The sequence below is a fragment of the Streptomyces sp. TRM70350 genome (assembly GCF_019219825.1).
Lineage (GTDB): Bacteria > Actinomycetota > Actinomycetes > Streptomycetales > Streptomycetaceae > Streptomyces.
The window spans coordinates 163411-181567 of the sequence record NZ_JAHUXH010000007.1 but is presented as its reverse complement, the minus strand read 5'-3'; the positions used below and the strand labels follow the sequence as shown (position 1 = coordinate 181567).

The window sequence follows — 18157 nt, the reverse complement described above, 5'->3', positions numbered from 1 at the left end:
GCACCAGCAGACGGGAGCGCGAAACGGCAGCGCGACTCGATGCCGTGCCCGAACTTCTCTTCCTTTCCGCGCCGCTGGACGTTCGCGCTGTCAGCGTCCCCTATGGCAATGCGGACCGCGCATCCGTCGGCGGCGCGCTCTCGGAACAAGTCGTTCAGCCTGGGATACGCCTCGTGCAGGAACACGGCGGCGTACACCAGGATGTCGATGCGCTCACGAGCCGAGGCGAACAGCTCTGCGTACGTCGATACGGGCACGTCCGCCCGTGCACGTCCTCCCCAAGCGACTTGGCGGCCCGTAGCGCCGTGGCCCTGCGTGGAGTACGCCCCAGATTCACCCACCGCTCAACGGACTTGGGATCGGCGTTCGCCTTCTCGGCCAGCGTTGCGCAGGTCCAGCCTCCCGCATCCATGGCTGTACGCAGTCTCTCGTTCGGCATGCCATGCCGTCCCTCGGTCGGGGACGTAACGAGGGACGTTCTACCGCCGCGGGACGTCCCGAAGTGGGAAACGTGCGAGGTTCCACCGTCCCGAGCGACAAGTGGACGATCGATGGTGTGACCGAGAGGAAGGGGGCTGCGGTGAGCACGGAACAACAGTCGACCAAACAGGACTGCACGTCCGCTGCGTGGCGCGAAGCTGACGCCGGAGCACGGGGGTTGAGGGAGGCATGCGCCATGGCCGGCATCACCCTTCCGTCGCTGAGCACAGACCTCGCGGCACTCATGTCCTGCCTGCCCCTGGTGGACCTGGGCCGGGTGAACTCTGACACCGCCTCGAAGCTCGCCGAGGTGATCCGCCGGCGCTGCGCATGACTTCCTGCGGTGTCCCGGAGGTCGGCACGTTGGCCGTGGACACCAGGAACGACCGGCTCGGCGAGGTCAGCACGACTTCGGACGAACTACGAGCCAAGGTGCGCAAGGTGAACGCGTCCAGGAGGTGGGCGGGGTGAGAGCTGTTCTGCGCTACGTCAACCACACGATCCGGCACGCCCCGGAGGGAGGCGTCACAGCCGAGCTGTTCCGCCGAGAGTTCACCGACCACGCCCGCGTCACCCGAGAAGACTGTCGTACCCCTCTGGGATGGTGAGAGCCATGGGTGAACTGGTGGACCGAGGCGAGGCGATCAAGAACCGTTGGCTGCACCGCGTGGCGACGACCGTCTGTCGAGATACGGAGGGCCGCATCCTCGTGCATCGGAGACAGGAGGACGTATCCCGATTCCCAGGGCAGTACAACTGGTTGATCGGTGGAGCCGCAGAGATCGGCGAGTCCTACGAGGAGGCGGCAGCCCGCGAACTCACTGAGGAACTGGGCGTCCAGGCGCCGGTCCGATTCGCCTTCAAGTTCCTCTGCCGAGGGGCGATCAGTCCGTATTGGCTCGGCGTCCACGAAGTCTGATCAGTGGTCCGTTCACGCGTGACTGCCTTTCCGGATGCTCGGTGGGGCCAAACGTCCAGTGTGCCTGATCGTTCCCGGAGTCCTACAGGATGTCTTTTCATTCGTGTGAGTGGCGTGGTTTCACCTGGACGGCGGTGGCTGCGAAGAATGCCGACCGTGCAGGCCATCACTCGTGCCCCGTCCCCGCCGACCACCACCCTCGGTTACGCGCTGTTCGCCACGCGCTGGCTGCAGGCGCCGCTCTACTTCGGTCTCGTGGCCGCCCAGGGGGTGTACGTCTACAAGTTCTTCAACGAGCTCTGGTCGTTAATCGTCCGATGCATCACCGGGCAGGCGACCGAGACCTACGTCATGCTCGCCGTGCTCAAACTCGTCGACGTCGTCATGATCGCCAACCTGCTGATCATGGTGATCGTCGGCGGCTACGAGACGTTCGTCTCCCGCATCGGCCTCCAGGGCCACCGTGACCAGCCGGAATGGCTCTCGCACGTGAACTCCAACGTGCTGAAGGTGAAGCTGGCCACCGCCATCGTCGGTATCTCGTCCGTCCATCTGCTGCAGATGTTCGTGGATGTGCACCACACCTCCCGGCACTCCCTGCTGTGGGGCACGGTGATCCACATGGCGTTCATCGTCTCGGCCGCGATCCTCGCGTACATGTCGGGGCCGATGGCGGCGCAGGCGGAGCGTGCGCACCAGCCCTCCCACCGGTCCCAGCAGCACGCCGACGAGGACAGTCCCCCTGAGGAGGACAGTCCCCCCGAGAGAGTCAGGATCCCCGCCCAGCGGGAGGAGGCGCCGAGCGCCGAGGCCCGGCTGCGGGCCGCCGGGTTCCCCGCCCGCAAGCTGCTGGAGGACTTCGACGCCGGGCACCTGCGGTCCTTCGACCGGGAGGCGGTGGCCCGGCTCGGCAAGCTGGACTTCGTCGTGGCCCGGCGCAACGTCGTGTTCGTGGGGCCGACCGGCACCGGAAAGACGCACCTCGCCACCGGCCTCGGCGTGCGGGCCTGCCAGGCCGGTCACCGGGTGCTGTTCGCGACCGCCGGCGAATGGGCGGCGCGGCTGGCGAAGGCGCAGGCCGACGGCCGCCTCGACGAGGAGCTGCGCCGCCTCGACACCTGTCCGCTGCTGATCGTCGACGAGGTCGGCTATCTGCCCTTCGACGCCGACACCTCGCAGCTCTTCTTCCGGCTGGTCGCCCACCGCTACGAGCGCGGCTCGCTGATCGTGACCGGCGACCGCCCGCTGGAGCGGTGGGACGAGGTGTTCGGCGGTCCCGCCGCCCCGGCGATGGTGGACCGGCTGGCCCACCACGCCGAGATCGTCCGCCTCGAAGGGGACAGCTACCGGACCCGCCGGGCTACTGCGGAGTGGGCAGGGTGAGGTTGTTGACCAGCGGCTGGGCGAAGACGTGCCCGTCGATGTTGACGAGGGGCTTGTCTCCGGCCCCCGCGATCGGGAGCGGCAGCGACCCGGCCGGCGCCGCCGAGGCCTCGGACGCGAGCGCGGCGACGAGGGCGGCCGCGGTCACCACCGCGGCGGCCGAGACGGCGATGGCGCGGTGGGCGCGGAGGGGGAGCTTGGAACGCATGGGGACGTGAGGGCCTTTCAGACGGTTGGTCGGGCGGGCCGGACCCGGGACGCGGGGACCGGCCCGACGGGTGTGCGGGGGCGTCAGACGGCCGGGAACTCGATGATGGTCCCGGCGATCTCAAGGGCGGCGGCCTGGGTGGTGAGGGCGCCGAGCAGCACGGCGGTGGCGGTCAGCACGGCGGCGACACGACGGGCAGCTCGCACGGGGTCTTCCTTCCGGATGTGCTCGCCCGAAACCCTGGGGATTCGGCTCGGGCTTGATCGGGACATCCGGTGGCTGCCCGGCCCCCCGCACGGCGATGCGGGACATGCCGCAAGCTCCCTCATGGGTGGGACGTGTCCGGCGCGGCGTGCATGAATCCCGTGGTACGCCCGAACGGGTGAGTCCCGTCGGGGCTATTCGTCGGCCAGCTCCGCCACCCCCGTGATCCGGTGCAGCGGATACGTGCGGACCTCGTCCGCGGTGTGGTCGTACGCCGTCACGAAGCCGCCCTCCACCCGCACCGGCGCGATCACCCGCTGACTGGCGGCGCCCTCGGCGTTGACGTACCCGATCCACAGGGCCTGGCCGGTCAGGACGGCGGCCTGCACGGTGGCGAGGGTCTCGGCGGAGCTGGTGCGCGGCAGGCCGCCGCCGGTGGCGGTGGGCGCGGGGGACTTCCGTGGCGCCGTCGAGGCCAGGTCGCCCGCCCGGATCGCGCGGATCGCGGCCGCGAGGAGCGTGGCGTCGGGCGCGGGCGGGCCGTCCGGCACCGGCTCGGGCGGAGTGCGCGGCGGGGTGCGGTGGGCGTGCGCGCGCGTGATCAGTACGTCGCCCTCGGCGGACTCGGCGGCGGGCGCGAAGCCCATCGCGCGCAGCCCCTCCAGCAGGGACGCCGGGTCGGCCTGCGCGGCCAGCACGGTCGGCGCGAGACGGCGCAGCCGCAGTCCGGCGGACCGCTTGTCGGCGAGGATCTCGTTGAGCAGCGCGTCGTCGTCACAGCGCACGTACGCCGAGGCGGCGCCCACACGGAGGTGGCCGTGCCGGCGGGCCACGTCGTCGATCAGGTACGCCAGCGGCTGCGGGACCGGCGTACGGGAGTGCTCGGCGAGGAAGGCGTGCAGGTCGGAGGCGCTGCGGCCGGCGTCCAGGGCGCGGCGTACGGAGGCGGGCGTGAAGCGGTAGACGGTCGCCCCGCCCTTGGACTCCACGTCGGCGAGCACGCCCAGCATGTCCGCGAGGTGCCGCTGCAACGGGCCCGGCGCCACCGCCGTCAGATCGGCCTGGAGCAGGACGTGGTCCAGCGGCTCGGGCAGCAGCGGGGCGAGCAGCCGGGCGGCCGTGGCGGAGGCGACGGACTGCTCGGCGGGGGCGAGGGGTTCCAGGGGTGGGGTGGGACGGTGGTGGACGGGGAGCTTGTCGCCGGGGCCCTCGGGATCCTCCTCCGGCGCGTGCGCCGGGGCGTGCGCCCCCAGCAGGGCCCGCCCGTGCGCCGAGAGCGCCCCCCGCCCGGTCACCCCGAGCAACTCGGCCTCGGACAGCGCCCACTGGGCGAGCCGAGCCCGCAGATCCGCCTCTGGGCCGGTGTCCCGTTGCGCCTCCCGCCGCAGTGGCCGCTCCCACCGCAGCCGCGCCAGCACCGACTCGCCCGCCGCGGCCGTCCCCTCCGGCAGCTCCGCGAGCAGGCTCAGCACCCGGTGCCGTACCTCCGGAGCGGCCGACCGGTCGAGTCCCGGGCCCAGCGCGGCCAGCGAGCGGTCCTTGGCGTCCCGGCCGCCCACCAGCCCGGCCGTCCGGGTCGCCGCCAGCCACGCCTGAGCCAGCCGGACCCAGCGCTGGGCGGCGGGCTGCTCCAGCCACTCGTCGTAGGCCGGGGTCGCCGCGTACCGCTCGTCCGCCTCGCCGTCGGAGGCGACCAGGCCCGCCGCGTGGGCCAGCTCGACCCAGAAGGCGGCGACCGGCTCGGACACGTCGAGCGCGACGGCGGTCCGCTTCAGGTCGCGGACGCTCAGCCCACCGGCCCGCAGCACCGCCGGGCCGCCCTCGTCCCAGTCCCTCAGCAGCTCCTCCACGGTCGCGAGCGCCGTGTACGCCTGCCCGGCCGCCGTGGCGTCCACGACCTGCGGACGGTGCGTGGCCGCCGCCTCCACGGGCGGCGGCAGCGGCTCCGGCGTGCGGTGCGCCCGGCCGCCGCGCAGGTGAAGGGCCACCTCGCGGGGGAGGACGACCGTGCCGGGCGCCGTCGGCAGCAGCAGCCCGCGGTCCAGCAGCCAGCGCAGCCGGGGCGCCGGGTCGGCGGTGACCTGGCCGTACGGCGGCCCCCACACCAGCCGTTCCAGCACCTCCACCGACTCGGCCGGGGCCTCGTCGAGCAGCGCGGACATCCGCTCGCGGTCGGTGAACAGCGCGGTGAGCGCGGCCGCCGCGGAGACGGAGTCGTGCGTGGAGGGCAGCCCGACGGCCGTGACGAGCTCCTGGATCCGGCCCGGCGACATGCCCGCCGTCGCCTCCTGGACGGTCGGGCCCAGGCCGGTCGGGGACGGATGCTGAGGGGTCGGGGCGAGCAGCTCGCGGGCGGTGCGCACCAGGCGCAGCCGGTCGTCGGCGCCCCACGCGAGGGCCTGCTCACGCAGGGCGCCGAGGGCGCGCGGCAGGGCGGCGGTGACGAGGGGGTCGCCCTCGTCACCGGCCATGAGCCCGAGCAGTTCCTCGTACGTCGCCGGGTCCGCCGCCACGGCCAGCGCTTCGGCCGTCTGCAGTGCGAAGCGGTCCAGCCGCTCCAGGGCGCGGACCACCGAGGCGCGGGTGCCGGCGCGGGTGGCGAGCTGGGTGAGGTCGGTGGGGACGGGCGTGATGAGATCGGGCCGGCTGCGCAGGAGCGCGGCCAGCGAGGCGTCGTCCCGCGCGCGAAGCGCCTCCGCGAGGGACCGCGGGGCCGCCGGCTTCTCCTCGGTGCTCATCCGGCCAACGGTAGCGGGTCGGCGCCGGGACGCGCGGAGCATCCGCATGCCGGGCGGGGCTGGGACAAGCCGCGTCAGCACGGCGAACGGCTGGATCACCCTGCGCTAACGTCGTGGCACGGGGAAACCGGCACACCCGCCCCGGAGGGGACAGCGTGGGGATCGAGAGCGACAAGGTCGTCTACGAGTATCTGAGCCGCGTCGGTGACGTGGCTCAGCAGCGGCAGCTGCCCTCCGCCATCCGCATGCGCCTGGTCTCCCAGCTGCGCGACGAGATCGACCGGCGCCGCGCCAAGGCCGTCGTCGACAGCCCCGCCGCCGTCCGCCGCATCCTGGCCCGCATCGGCAGCCCGGACGAGGTGGTCGCCGCGGCGGGTGACGGTGACGGTGCCGTGGAGCCGCCGGCCGCCGCCGTGCCCGTACAGCGGGACAAGCAGGACAAGCGGGAGAAGCGGGAGAAGGGGCCCCGGTCGAAGGGCAAGGGGCTGCGCCGGGTCGTGCCGGGGCCCCGGCACGCCGAGCCGGAGGCCCCCGCCCCGCCGCACCGCGCGGGCGAGCACGAGCTCGGGGACAGTGCCGCCCAGCCCGACTGGTGGCGGGTGGACAGCAGCCCCTTCGGCGTCGGCGACAGCGTGCCCGGGTTCGTCGGCGGCGTGGAGATCCCGGAGCTGCTCAGGCCGCCGGAGGAGGACAAGGACGCCGTCCCGGAGCCGGTGCCCCGGAAGACGCAGAAGACCCAGGAGGCCGACGCCGACCAGCCCGCCCCGCGTCGCCGGTTCCTCCCGTCCCCCGGCAACTGGAACAACCCCCTCCTGCTGCTCGCCGCCGCCCTCCTGGTCACCGGAGCCGTGCTCGGCAACCTGCTCCCGCTCGCCGTCGGCTGGCTCATCGCGTACGCCTCGCGCCGTCTGACCAGGTGGGAGATGAAGTGGGCGGTGATGATCCTGCCCGGTACCGCGGTCGCCGCCGGTTTCGGCTGGCTGTGGGGCAGACTCGACGGCCGCTGGGGCACCCCCATCGCCGACGGCCACATGAACGACGCCCTCGCCGAGACCTGGCCCTGGGTCGTGCGGGGCGCGGCGGTGGCGTCGGCGCTGTTCCTGGTGTGGCGGTCCCAGAAGAAGGGCTGAGCGCTCCTCGGGACGTGCCGCGAGGGGCCGTCGGGCGTCTGCGGACCGTCGTGGCTGATCGCGGTTCGCCGCGCCCTTCGAGGCGCCGCCGAACCGCACCCGGCCCGGCCCCCGCACACCACTCCTCGGGGCCACTCGGCACAATGGCCCGCATGACCCCGCGCCCGCTCACCGTCGGCTTCGATCTCGACATGACGCTCATCGACTCCCGTCCCGGCATCCACGCCTGCTACCTGGCGCTGGCCGAGCGGACGGGGACGTACATCGACGCCGATCTCGCGATCACCCGGCTGGGGCCGCCGCTGGAGGAGGAGCTGCGGCACTGGTTCCCGGCGGACGAGGTCCCCGCGACGGCCGACGTCTACCGGGCGATGTATCCGACGATCGCCATCGCCGCGACCCCCGCCATGGCCGGAGCGCACGAGGCGATAGCGGCCGTGCGCGCGGCCGGTGGACGGACCGTCGTGGTCACCGCCAAGTACGAGCCCAACGCCAAGCTGCACCTCGCCCACCTCGGTATCGAGCCCGACGCGGTGGTCGGCGACCTGTGGGCGGAGGCGAAGGCGGCGGCGCTGCGCGAGTACGGCGCGGGCGTGTACGTCGGCGACCACACTGGCGACGTCCGCGGCGCCCGCGCGGCCGAGGCGCTGTCGGTGACGGTGGCGACCGGCCCGTGCGACGCCGAGGAGCTCGCGGCGGCCGGCGCGGACGTCGTACTCACCGGCCTGGGCGAGTTCCCGGACTGGCTTTCGGCCTATCTCGACGCGCCGCGCGCCTGACGCCGCCCCGCCGCGATCGACCGGAGCAGCCCCGCTCCGGCGATGAGGAAGCCGACCCCCATGAGCATGCTCAATCCGAACATGTACGTCGGAAAAGGCGTCGTACCGAGGAAGAGCGGAGCCACCGTGACCAGGGTGGCCACCGCCCCGACGAGGAAGACGACGGCACCGGCACGGATCAGTCGGTCACCGGGCCCGGCGGAATTCGGTTGGGTTTTGTCACGCACCGGACCAGGGTAGTTCCCAGCGCGAAGGAACAACCGGGCGACGTCTTGTCACCGGCCTGAAGACCATTAGCCTTGGTACCGGCGGGTCACGGAGGACCCGCCCCAGTGCTATCAAGAGCCGTTTCCGAAGCAGTTTTCCGACGAGTACGAGGACGAGGACAGACGTGCCTACCGGCAAGGTCAAGTGGTTCAACAGCGAGAAGGGCTTCGGCTTTCTCTCCCGTGACGACGGCGGTGACGTCTTCGTCCATTCCTCGGTTCTCCCCGCCGGAGTCGAGACGCTCAAGCCGGGACAGCGCGTGGAGTTCGGAGTCGTCGCCGGGCAGCGCGGCGACCAGGCCCTGTCGGTCACCCTTCTGGACCCGACCCCGTCCGTCGCGGCCGCGCAGCGCAGGAAGCCGGACGAGCTGGCGTCCATCGTCCAGGACCTGACCACGCTCCTGGAGAACATCACTCCGATGCTCGAAAAGGGCCGCTACCCCGACAAGGCCTCCGGCAAGAAGATCGCCGGTCTGCTCCGGGCGGTCGCCGACCAGCTCGACGTGTAGCCACTACGGGAAGTCCAGCGCGTCCGGGCCGAGGGGCGGCACCAGCCCCTCGGCCGCCGCACGGGTGAGCAGACCGCGTACGGCCGCGTAGCCGTCCTCGCCGAGGCCGGCGGTGAACTCGTTGACGTACAGCCCGATGTGCTGCTCGGCGACGACCGGGTCCATCTCCTGGGCGTGCGCCATGACGTACGGGCGGGACGCCTCGGGGTCGTCCCAGGCCATGTGCACGGAGGTGCGCATGGCCGCGGCGAGCCGCGTCAGCGTCTGAGCGCCCAGCGACCGCTTCGCGACGATCGCGCCCAGCGGGATCGGCAGCCCGGTGGTGTGCTCCCAGTGCTCGCCCATGTCGGCGAGCCTGTGCAGACCGTAGTTCTGGTACGTGAAGCGCGCCTCGTGGATGACGAGTCCCGCGTCGACCTTCCCGTCCCGCACGGCGGGCATGATCTCGTGGAAGGGCATGACCACGATCTCGCCCACCGCCCCGGGCAGTGTGTCGGCGGCCCACAGGCGGAACAGCAGATACGCCGTCGACTTCTCGCTCGGCACCGCGACCGTGCGTCCGGTGAGGTCGACACCGGGCTCCCTGGTGAGCACCAGCGGGCCGCAGCCCCGCCCCAGCGCGCCGCCGCACGGCAGCAGGGTGTAGGTGCCGAGGACGTACGGCAGCACGGCGTACGACACCTTCAGCACGTCCAGCTCGCCGCGCTCGGCCATGCCGTTGGTGACGTCGATGTCCGCGAAGGTCACGTCGAGCGCGGGCGCGCCGGGGACGCGGCCGTGGGCGAGGGCGTCGAAGACGAAGGTGTCGTTGGGGCAGGGGGAGTACGCGATGCGCAGACGGCTCATGCCGGTCTCCAACTCTCCAGAACGGGGGCGAGCTTCCCGAAGCCGTCCGTGAGCGCCTGAAGGGCCTCGCCGATCCGCCAGGCGGCGCGGTCGCGCGGGCCGACCGGGTTGGAGATCGCGCGCACCTCCAGCACGGGCGCGCCGTGCACGGCGGCGGCCTCGGCGACGCCGAAGCCCTCCATGGCCTCGGCGAGGGCCCGCGGGTGGTGGGCGCGCAGGGCGGCGGCGCGGGCGGCGGTGCCGGTCACCGTGGAGACGGTGAGGACCGTGCCGGGGCGGGCCCCGGTGGCGGTCGCGGTGTCCCGTACGAGTGCTTGTGGCGGACGGTGGGTGACGGTGCCGAAGCCCAGCTCGGTGACCGGCAGGAAGCCCTCGGCGGTCTCGGCGCCCAGATCGGCGGCGGTGATCTCGTCGGCGACGACCAGCGAGCCGACGGGCGCCTCGGGGGCGAAGCCGCCGGCGATGCCGGCCGAGACGACCAGCCGGAAGGGGCGGCCGTCGCGGGCGGCCTCGGTCAGGGCGGTCGCGGTGCGGGCGGCGGCGCCTGCGGGGCCGACGCCCACCGCGACGACCTGCCCGGAGAACGTCCGGGCCACCGCGTCCCGCTCGGCGGGGACCGCGGTGGCTACCAGGACACGGGGTACGGCGGACGTGTCAGGACTCCTTCTTCAGCTTGAAGGACCACACGCCGGTGACCTCCTGCTCGCCCTCCCTGATGGAGACCAGCGTGGAGTCGCCCTGGGCGCCGTACTGGGCGTTGAAGAACACGCTGCCCGGGATGGTGCGGTAGGTCTTGGTGCTGGAGTCGGTGAGCGGCTGGCCGTTCATCAGGATGGTCCAGCCCTTGTCCGCGATCTCCGGGTCCACGCCGAAGCGAACGGTTTCGTCGGGATCGACCGAGATGGACTTGATGTCCGAGTCCTTCAGGCACTCGGTCAGCTCCGCGGTCTTCAGGGCGGCGTCCTCGCTGTAGCAGGTCGCCTCGGAGTGGACCGAGCTGGAACCGACGGTGATCGTGGCCATCGGCGTCGGCTTGTCGCAGGCCGACAGGACAAGCAGTCCGGCGGAAACGGCGCCGGCGGCGGCGACGGCGCGGCGGCGTCGCACAGCGGATTGCATGGTCATGGCTGAAGGCTATCGGTCACGTCCAGTGGCCTCCCCATGCGGGGTACGGGGCGTGCCGTCCGTCAGGCCGCTCGCGGACGAGTGCGGCCGCCCTGACGGGCGGAGCCGAGCAGGCCGCGGACGGTGGTCAGCCAGCCGGCGGCCAGGACGGCGGCGGCCACCGTCATGCCCAGGGTGCCGTTCAGCGGCAGGGCGATGCCGATCGCGCCGCCCAGCACCCAGGACATCTGCAGCAGCGTCTCCGAGCGCGCGAACGCCGAGGTGCGCACCAGCTCCGGTACGTCCCGCTGGATCAGCGCGTCCAGCGACAGCTTCGCCAGCGCCTGCGCGAACCCGGCGACCGCCGCCAGGCACGCCACCAGGAACGCGCTGAAGAACAGCGCCGCCGTCACCGCGACCGCCAGCTCCACCGCGACGACCGTCACGATGATCAGCTCAGGCGCCCGTGCCTTCAGCCACGCCCCGACCGCCGTGCCGAGCGCGTTGCCCACCCCGGCCGCGACCGCCACCATGCCCAGCGACACCGCCGCGCTCTGCCCGGCCAGCGGATGCTCGCGCAGCAGGAACGCCAGGAAGAAGATCAGGAACCCGGCCAGGCAGCGGATCGCCGCGTTCACGGCCAGGGCGTGTGTGACCGCGATGCCGACCGTGCGCAGGCCCGGACGCTTGACCGGCTTGCGGTGCGGGCCGTGCAGATGCGCCTCGTCCGCCGCGAGCAGCGCGGTGTCCTCCCCCTTGGCCGAGTCGACCTTGTGCGGCAGGGAGAAGGAGAGAAACGTACCGGCGATGAAGATCACGAAAGCCCCGTACAGCGGCCAGCGCGGGCCGAGCGCCTGCAGCCCCGCACCGATCGGCGCGGCCACGCCGGTGGCGAGCAGGCCGCCGAGGGTGACCCGGGAGTTGGCCTTCACCAGCGAGAAGTGGGGCGGGAGGAGACGGGGCACGACGGCGCTGCGGACGACCCCGTAGGCCTTGGACGCGACCAGCACGCCGAGCGCCGCCGGGTACATCTCGATGCTGCCGTTGATCACCGCGCCGGACAGCACCAGCGCGAGCAGCGCCCGGGCCAGCATCGCGCCCGCCATCGCCGCGCGGCGGCCGTGCGGGAGGCGGTCGAGGAGGGGGCCGATCACGGGCGCGAGAAGGGTGAACGGCGCCATCGTGATCGCGAGGTAGAGGGCGACGCGGCCGCGGGCCTCGTCGGTGGGGACGGCGAAGAAGACGGTGGAGGCGAGGGCGATGGTGATCATGACGTCGCCGGCGCCGTTCACCCCGTGCAGTTCGATGAGCTTGCCGAGGCCGGACTCGCCGGCGCCGTGCGCGTGCGTGGCCTTGCGGATGCCGCGGGCGGTGCCGGTCACCGGGAAGTGCAGGGCACGGGTGATCGAGCGGAGCGGGCCGCCCGTCCGGCCCGCTCCGCCGCGTCGGTTGTTCCCCTTGACCCCATCCGTTCCGGAGGTGCCCTGGGGCGACCTTGCGGTTGCCACGACGTTCATAGTGCCCTGAGATGGGCGTCGGTAGTGCGGTTCCGGCGCGTCTGGACGCGCGCTTCGTGGCGATCATGAGCCGTCGGTGTAGGCCCAGCGGCGGTGAAGGGGTAGCGTGCGTAGCGCGCCGTGGCGAAACGTTCTCGGCCGCGCGCCTCTCGGCCATCCCGCAGAATGGATGACACAGGTGCGCCCGAGCGCGACAGGGCGCGGACGTCGACGCGGTCCCCAGGTCCGCTCCGTCCGGCCCGTCGCCTTCCGGCAGGCGCACTGAGAGACGGCGTAGGAGAGAAGCGATACCTGTGAGCGCAGCGACAACGCGAAGCCGCACCCCCGACCGCCTGTGCGCCGAGGCCGTCGACCTAGCCCGTGCCGCGGCCGAGGAGGCCGCCGCGCCCGGCGTCGTCGGGGAGCACGTGGGTGTGGCCTCCGAGGGCGACCGCGTTGTCACGCACCTCTTCGAGTGCAAGGAGCTGGGGTACCGCGGCTGGCGCTGGGCCGTGACCGTGGCGCGGGCGTCGCGCGCGAAGATCGTGACGCTGGACGAGGTCGTGCTGCTGCCCGGCCCCGACGCGCTGCTGGCGCCGGAGTGGGTGCCGTGGAGCGAGCGGCTGCGCCCCGGCGACATGGGGCCGGGCGACCTCCTCCCCACGGACGCGGAGGATCTGCGGCTGGAGCCGGGCTGGTCCGGCGAGGAGGAGCCGCCGCCGAACTCCGCGGTCTCCGCGGTCTCCGCGGACATGGCGGAACTGGTCGAGGCCGAGGACGCCGAGGTCACCGCCGGGCCCCCGGCCGCGCTGCCGACCGCGCCCACACGCGGCTCCATCGCGGCGGTCGCGGAGGAACTGGGCATGCGGCGCGCCCGGGTGCTCTCGCGGTACGGGCTGCATGTGGCCGCCGACCGCTGGGAGGAGGCATACGGCCCGAAGACGCCGATGGCGCAGGCGGCGCCCGCGGCGTGCGTGACGTGCGGCTTCCTGGTGCCGATCGGGGGGTCGCTGGGGCAGGCCTTCGGGGTCTGCGCGAACGAGTTCTCACCGGCCGACGGCCGGGTGGTGTCGCTGGCGTACGGCTGCGGGGGCCACTCAGAGGCGGCGGTCATGCCGAAGCCACCGCAGCCGGCTCCGCCGGTGATCGACGAGACGCGGGTGGATCCGTTTCCGCTGCGGCCGGGGCGGGATTCGGGGTCCGTGCCCGAGGTCTCCGACGAGGAAGCGGCGGAGCTGGGGCATTCGTAGGGCTCTTGGGCTTCCCGGCGTGTGTTCCTTCGAGACGCGATGACGACCGACGACCGACGACCGGGGGGCGCACCCTCCGGTCGGCTCGGGCGGATGTCAGGGTTGCTCGTCCGCGAAGATGGCGTCGGCGGAGGGTGCGGTGACGGCGCGCCGGTGCCAGCGGCGCAGGGTTTCGGGGTCGGTGCAGTCGGTGATGCGTGTGCGCACTGCGTCGGGGACGTCGATGCCGCGCGCATCGAAGACGTCCAGGATGTCCTCGGCGGCGCGGCGCGTTTCGCCCTCGGCCCGGCCCTCGGCCCGGCCCTCTGCCCGGCCCTCTGCCCGGAGTTCCTGTGAGAGGGATGACTTGTAGAAGGAGAGATCCACGGCCACCAGGTTCCTCCACAATTCTGCGGCCGGGTGCTTGCCCAGGCCGCGGGCGAGGCTGACACGCTCCTTCTGCTGCCTGTCAGCATCACACCTGCCACTGACAACAGGCCGTTCATCTCCACCAGGCCGCTCGTGCGAGTGCCCCGGCCGTCGCGCTGGTCGCGCTATTGGCACCCTCCCGCCGGGCAGGCGACGCGCCGACGCCTGGTGAGCGGTACCTTCTCCTCACGCCGATGAGGAGAGTAAACGTGAGCAAGTTCGTGCGGCCCGCAGCCGAGGGTGCGGACCCCTTCGGGACCGCCCGTCTCAGGCGAGGTGTACTCGATGCCTGGGCCACCAGTCCGGCCCGGTTCCGGGAGGACGCCAACGCCGAGGAGGATCTCGTCCTCGGCGGCTACCGGGACCGGCTCGTCGTCGAGCTGGCCCAGAACGCCGCCGACGCGGCCGCCCGCGCCGGTGTGCCGGGCCGGCTGCGGCTCACCCTCCGCGACGGCGTCCTCGTCGCCGCCAACACCGGCGCCCCGCTGGACGCGGCCGGCGTCGAGTCGCTGGCCACGCTGCGGGCCTCCGCCAAGCGGGACACCCCGTCGATCGGCCGGTTCGGCGTCGGCTTCGCGGCCGTCCTCGCCGTCACCGACGAGCCCGCCGTCGTCGGTCGGCACGGCGGTGTCCGCTGGTCCCTCGCCGAGGCCCGCGACCTGGCCGCCGACACCGCCCGGCACAGCCCCGGCCTGGGGGACGAGATCCGCCGTCGTGACGGGCACGTCCCGCTCCTCCGCCTCCCGTTCGCCGCCGAGGGCACCGCCCCCGACCCGTACGACACCGTCGTCATCCTCCCCCTGCGCGACGCGGCCGCCGCCGACCTCGCCGAACGGCTCCTGCACGCCGTCGACGACGCCCTGCTGCTCACCCTGCCGGGATTGGAGGAGGTCGTTGTCGAGATCGGGGCCGAGGCTCCGCGCACGCTGCGGCGACGGGGCGAGGGCGGCCTGACCGTCGTGGAGGACTCGCGGGACGGCGCCACCCGGTGGCGTACCGCCGTCGCGCACGGCCCGCTCATCCCGGATCTGCTCGCCGACCGGCCGGTCGAGGAGCGGCTGCGCCCGTACTGGTCGGTCACCTGGGCCGTGCCCGTGGACGACGACGGCACCCCCGCCCGCCCGCGCACCAGCCCGGTCGTGCACGCCCCCACCCCCAGCGACGAGCCCCTCGGCGTGCCCGCTCTGCTCATCGCCTCCTTCCCGCTGGACACCACCCGGCGGCACGCCGCGCCCGGCCCGCTGACCGACTTCCTGGTCGACAAGGCCGCCGACGCGTACGCCGAACTGCTCGCCGACTGGCGGCCGGTGACCGAGGGGATCATCGACCTCGTGCCCGGCCCGCTGGGCAAGGGGGAACTGGACGGGGCGCTGCGGCAGGCCGTTCTGCAGCGGCTGCCGCGCACGTCGTTCCTGCCCCCGGCCGGTACGGGGCCCGACGAGGATCTGCCCGAGTCGCTCCGGCCGCGCGACGCCGAGGTGGTCGAGGGGGCCGGGGCCGAGACCGTGCGGGTGCTCGCCGAGGTGCTGCCCACCCTGCTGCCCGCCGGGTTGGAACGGCGCGTGGAGCTGCGGACGCTGGGTGTCGCCCGGGTCCGGCTGACCGACGCGATCGACCGGCTGGCGGGGCTGGAGAAGGAGCCCGGCTGGTGGCGGCGGCTGTACGACAGCCTGGCGGGCGTCGACCCGGACCGGCTCACCGGCCTGCCCGTGCCGCTCGCCGACGGCCGGACCACCATCGGGCCCCGGCAGGTGCTGCTGCCCATCCCCGACGCGTCCCGCATCGACCCCGAGATCCTCGCCCGGCTCGGCCTGAAGGTCGCCCACCCGGACGCCGCGCACCCGCTCCTGGAGAAGCTCGGGGCGCTGCCCGCGACGCCCCGCGCGGTCCTCACCACCCCGCAGGTGCGCGCCGCCGTCGCGGGCTCCCTCGACGAGGAGGGCGGGCCGTCGTGGGAGGAGGACGCCCTGGACGCCGAGGAGCTGGCGGACACCGTCCTCTCCCTGGTGCGCGACGCCGGTCTGGAACCGGGTGACGAGCCCTGGCTCGGCGCCCTCGCCCTCCCCGACGAGGAGGGGGAGCTGGCGCCCGCCGGTGAGCTGGTCTTCCCGGGCAGTCCCTTCGCGCAGGTCATGCGTGAGGGTGAACTCGCCGCTGTGGACGCTGAGTTGGCCGAGCGCTTCGGCGAGCAGCCGCTGGCCGCGTGTGGCGTGCTGGTCAACTTCGCCCTCGTACGCGCCACCGACGTCGTTCTCGACCCCGACGAACTGGAGCCCCGCGAAGGGGACTACGCCGAGCCGGACGACCCCGGTCTGCTGGACGCGGTGGACGTCTGGTGCGAGGACATCCTCGACCGCTTCCCCGACTCGCCGGTGCCGCCGGTCGCCACGGAGCTGGTCGCCGTACGGGACCTGGATCTCGTGGACGACGACAAGTGGCCGCAGGCCCTCGCCCTGCTCGCCCGGCCGCCGCTGAGGGACGCGCTCACCCAGCCGGTACGGATCCTGCTGCCCGACGGCACCCATGAGGTCGTACGGCCGTACACGGCGTGGTGGCTGCGCGGTCATCCGGTGCTGGACGGGCGCCGCCCCGCCGGTCTCCTCGCCGCCGGCGGCGACCCGCTGCTGCGCGGCCTGTACGACGAGGCCGACGCGACCGGCTTCCACGACGAGCAGGTGCTCTGGGCGCTCGGCGTGCGCACCTCGGTGGCGGCCCTCCTCGACGAGCCGGGCGGCGCCGCCGAGCTGCTGGACCGGCTCGCCGACCCCGAGCGGCCGGTCACCGGCGCCCAACTGCACGCCCTCTACGGCGCGTTGGCGGAGCTGGACCCCGAGCAGGTGACCCTCCCGGACGAGCTGCGGGCGGTCGTCGACGGGCGGGTCGAGGTCGTGGACGCGGCCGACGCGGTGGTCGTCGACTCGCCCGACCTGCTGCCCTTCACCGAGGGCGTGCCCCTGCTGCCGGTGCCGCCGTCCCGGGCGGCGGAACTGGCGGAGCTGTTCCAGGTGCGGCGGCTGAGCGAGTCCGTCACCGGCGAGGTCGGCTCCGAGGGCACCGAGCACGACGTACCGGAGTCGGTGCGGGTGCTGCTGGGGGCGCGGACGCCGGACTCGTACGTCGAGCACGAGGAACTGGTGGTCGACGGCGTGGAGATCGACTGGCGCCTGACGAACGACGGCGTGCTGCACGCCGCGACCCTGGAGGGCGTCGCGGCGGGCCTGGCCTGGGCGGCGGGACAGTGGCCGCGGCGGTTCGAGGTGGCGGCGCTGCTGGAGGATCCGTCGCGGACGGAGGAGCTGGCTCGGGACCGGTGGTTCGACTGACCGGGCGAGCCGACGTCGTGTGAAGTGAGCGACGGTCCACACCGGCCCCGGAAGCCACCCGGGGCCGGGCCCTTTCCGCACGTTTCCCCCAACCGCCCCCACCCGAGCAACCGTTCCCCTCGCGCACCTGTCTGATCAGGTGAGCCAACAGGCTCCGAGATCACTTGCGATCATCTGGGGAACGCATGCGCATACGAGCCACTGTCGCCACCGTCACCGGCGCCCTGGCCGTCTCCACCCTGGCCGTACCGGCCGTGCACGCCGCCGGGGACGACGGCTTCGACCACCGCGAGGCGTTCGCGGAGATCAGCCGGGCGGCCCACAAGGACGGCGGCAGGGCTCCGGCCGCCCCGGGCAAGCCGTACGACATGGAGGTCTCGTTCTCGAACTTCAAGGTCGCCAAGGCGATCAAGGTCGGTACGGCGGCCCACTACTCCACCACGGTCACCTACAAGCTGACCCACGCCTCGGACATCGACATCAAGGCCAAGGACTTCGTCACCGCCCCCGTGCTCTACCGCGGCTCGCTCGCCGCCCCGAGCAGCGTCGTCCTCACCGGTGTCAAGCCCGCTACGTGCACGGTCAACTCCGCGACCACCGCCACCTGCACCGGCAGGATCGACCTCTACCCGCGCGAGGACCTGCGCAACTCCGACGCCGGCACCTGGAAGGGCACCGCCTACGCCATCGCGTACAACGGCCAGGAGCCGGACGGCGAGAACTTCGACATCACCAAGGTCGGCCATGCCGACCAGGAGGGCCTCGGCACCACGCGTGTCCAGCGTGCCTCCATACTGACGGTCAACGCCTCGCCGGAGCCGGTGAAGAAGGGCAAGACCCTCACCATCACCGGCAGGCTCACCATCGCCAACTGGGAGACCGGCAAGTACGTCGGCTATGTGAACCAGTCGGTGGCCCTCCAGTTCCGCAAGAAGAACGTCACGACGTACACCAACGTCAAGGGCGTCAAGACCAACACCAAGGGCGACCTGAAGACGACGGTCAAGGCGTCGGTGGACGGCTACCACCGCTTCACGTTCAAGGGCAAGGTGACGGTTCCGGCGGTCAACGCGACCGGCGACTTCGTCGACGTCCGGTAGAACGCCCCTCTCCT

General features: G+C 73.0%; 16 protein-coding genes and 3 pseudogenes. 9 read left to right on the top strand and 10 right to left on the bottom strand.

Annotated features, from left to right (window positions below):
* Positions 1 to 14: 14 nt before the first annotated feature.
* Positions 15 to 439: pseudogene (locus KWI83_RS14045) on the bottom strand (XRE family transcriptional regulator); the annotation flags it as partial.
* Positions 440 to 676: 237 nt separating this feature from the next.
* Between KWI83_RS14045 and KWI83_RS14040 the strand changes: the two are divergent.
* The 3 genes and pseudogenes from KWI83_RS14040 to istB all read left to right on the top strand — a co-directional run bounded on the left by KWI83_RS14040 (position 677) and on the right by istB (position 2782).
* Complete coding sequence (locus KWI83_RS14040) at positions 677 to 814, top strand: hypothetical protein (RefSeq protein WP_218514843.1); 138 nt, start codon at positions 677 to 679, stop codon at positions 812 to 814.
* A 267-nt stretch (positions 815 to 1081) separates the two neighbouring features.
* Positions 1082 to 1393 (top strand): annotated as a pseudogene (locus KWI83_RS14035) (NUDIX domain-containing protein); the annotation flags it as partial.
* A gap of 153 nt (positions 1394 to 1546) precedes the next feature.
* Entirely contained in the window at positions 1547 to 2782 is a 1236-nt protein-coding gene (gene istB, locus KWI83_RS14030) for an IS21-like element helper ATPase IstB (protein ID WP_218514687.1), read from the top strand.
* On the opposite strand, the gene KWI83_RS14025 is transcribed toward istB, so the two are convergent.
* The 3 genes from KWI83_RS14025 to KWI83_RS14020 all read right to left on the bottom strand — a co-directional run bounded on the left by KWI83_RS14025 (position 2760) and on the right by KWI83_RS14020 (position 5932).
* Entirely contained in the window at positions 2760 to 2990 is a 231-nt protein-coding gene (locus tag KWI83_RS14025; RefSeq protein WP_218514686.1) for a hypothetical protein, read from the bottom strand. The two genes, istB and KWI83_RS14025, sit on opposite strands and share 23 nt — an antisense overlap.
* An 83-nt stretch (positions 2991 to 3073) precedes the next feature.
* Entirely contained in the window at positions 3074 to 3196 is a 123-nt protein-coding gene (locus KWI83_RS38520; RefSeq protein ID WP_256362298.1) for a hypothetical protein, read from the bottom strand.
* A gap of 192 nt (positions 3197 to 3388) precedes the next feature.
* Positions 3389 to 5932, bottom strand: coding sequence for a helicase C-terminal domain-containing protein (locus tag KWI83_RS14020; RefSeq protein WP_218514685.1), 2544 nt, complete (start codon positions 5930 to 5932; stop codon positions 3389 to 3391).
* A 155-nt stretch (positions 5933 to 6087) separates the two neighbouring features.
* Here KWI83_RS14020 and KWI83_RS14015 point away from each other — a divergent pair, with 155 nt between their 5' ends.
* Positions 6088 to 7062 (top strand): hypothetical protein, encoded by a 975-nt coding sequence (locus KWI83_RS14015; RefSeq protein WP_218514684.1) that lies wholly within the window; start codon positions 6088 to 6090, stop codon positions 7060 to 7062.
* A 143-nt stretch (positions 7063 to 7205) separates the two neighbouring features.
* Positions 7206 to 7841: an HAD family hydrolase gene (locus tag KWI83_RS14010; RefSeq protein WP_218514683.1), complete on the top strand. Its 636-nt coding sequence runs from the start codon at positions 7206 to 7208 to the stop codon at positions 7839 to 7841.
* On the opposite strand, the gene KWI83_RS14005 is transcribed toward KWI83_RS14010, so the two are convergent.
* The gene (locus tag KWI83_RS14005; protein WP_218514682.1) at positions 7817 to 8068 is read right to left on the bottom strand and encodes a hypothetical protein; all 252 of its coding nucleotides are present in this window, start codon (positions 8066 to 8068) and stop codon (positions 7817 to 7819) included. The two genes, KWI83_RS14010 and KWI83_RS14005, sit on opposite strands and share 25 nt — an antisense overlap.
* A 164-nt stretch (positions 8069 to 8232) precedes the next feature.
* Here KWI83_RS14005 and KWI83_RS39750 point away from each other — a divergent pair, with 164 nt between their 5' ends.
* Positions 8233 to 8616, top strand: a complete 384-nt coding sequence (locus tag KWI83_RS39750; RefSeq protein ID WP_218514681.1) for a cold-shock protein — start codon at positions 8233 to 8235, stop codon at positions 8614 to 8616.
* Positions 8617 to 8619: 3 nt separating this feature from the next.
* Here the strand turns inward: KWI83_RS39750 and KWI83_RS13995 are convergent, their stop codons facing one another.
* The 4 genes from KWI83_RS13995 to KWI83_RS13980 all read right to left on the bottom strand — a co-directional run bounded on the left by KWI83_RS13995 (position 8620) and on the right by KWI83_RS13980 (position 12074).
* Positions 8620 to 9462, bottom strand: a complete 843-nt coding sequence (locus tag KWI83_RS13995; protein ID WP_218514680.1) for a 1,4-dihydroxy-6-naphthoate synthase — start codon at positions 9460 to 9462, stop codon at positions 8620 to 8622.
* Positions 9459 to 10058: a futalosine hydrolase gene (locus KWI83_RS13990; RefSeq protein ID WP_308122054.1), complete on the bottom strand. Its 600-nt coding sequence runs from the start codon at positions 10056 to 10058 to the stop codon at positions 9459 to 9461. Before KWI83_RS13990 ends, KWI83_RS13995 begins: the two co-directional genes overlap by 4 nt.
* A 58-nt stretch (positions 10059 to 10116) precedes the next feature.
* Positions 10117 to 10587 (bottom strand): DUF2771 domain-containing protein, encoded by a 471-nt coding sequence (locus KWI83_RS13985; protein ID WP_218514679.1) that lies wholly within the window; start codon positions 10585 to 10587, stop codon positions 10117 to 10119.
* A gap of 62 nt (positions 10588 to 10649) precedes the next feature.
* Positions 10650 to 12074, bottom strand: a complete 1425-nt coding sequence (locus tag KWI83_RS13980) for an MFS transporter (protein ID WP_218514678.1) — start codon at positions 12072 to 12074, stop codon at positions 10650 to 10652.
* Between the two features lie 302 nt (positions 12075 to 12376).
* Here KWI83_RS13980 and KWI83_RS13975 point away from each other — a divergent pair, with 302 nt between their 5' ends.
* Entirely contained in the window at positions 12377 to 13312 is a 936-nt protein-coding gene (locus KWI83_RS13975) for a DUF3027 domain-containing protein (protein ID WP_218514677.1), read from the top strand.
* A 96-nt stretch (positions 13313 to 13408) separates the two neighbouring features.
* Here the strand turns inward: KWI83_RS13975 and KWI83_RS13970 are convergent.
* Positions 13409 to 13732: pseudogene (locus KWI83_RS13970) on the bottom strand (hypothetical protein); the annotation flags it as partial.
* 197 nt (positions 13733 to 13929) lie between these two features.
* Between KWI83_RS13970 and KWI83_RS13965 the strand changes: the two are divergent.
* Both KWI83_RS13965 and KWI83_RS13960 read left to right on the top strand, forming a co-directional pair.
* A complete protein-coding gene (locus tag KWI83_RS13965; RefSeq protein ID WP_218514676.1) occupies positions 13930 to 17043 on the top strand; it encodes a sacsin N-terminal ATP-binding-like domain-containing protein in 3114 nt (1037 codons plus the stop codon).
* Positions 17044 to 17228: 185 nt separating this feature from the next.
* Positions 17229 to 18143, top strand: a complete 915-nt coding sequence (locus KWI83_RS13960; protein ID WP_218514675.1) for a hypothetical protein — start codon at positions 17229 to 17231, stop codon at positions 18141 to 18143.
* Positions 18144 to 18157: the final 14 nt, after the last annotated feature.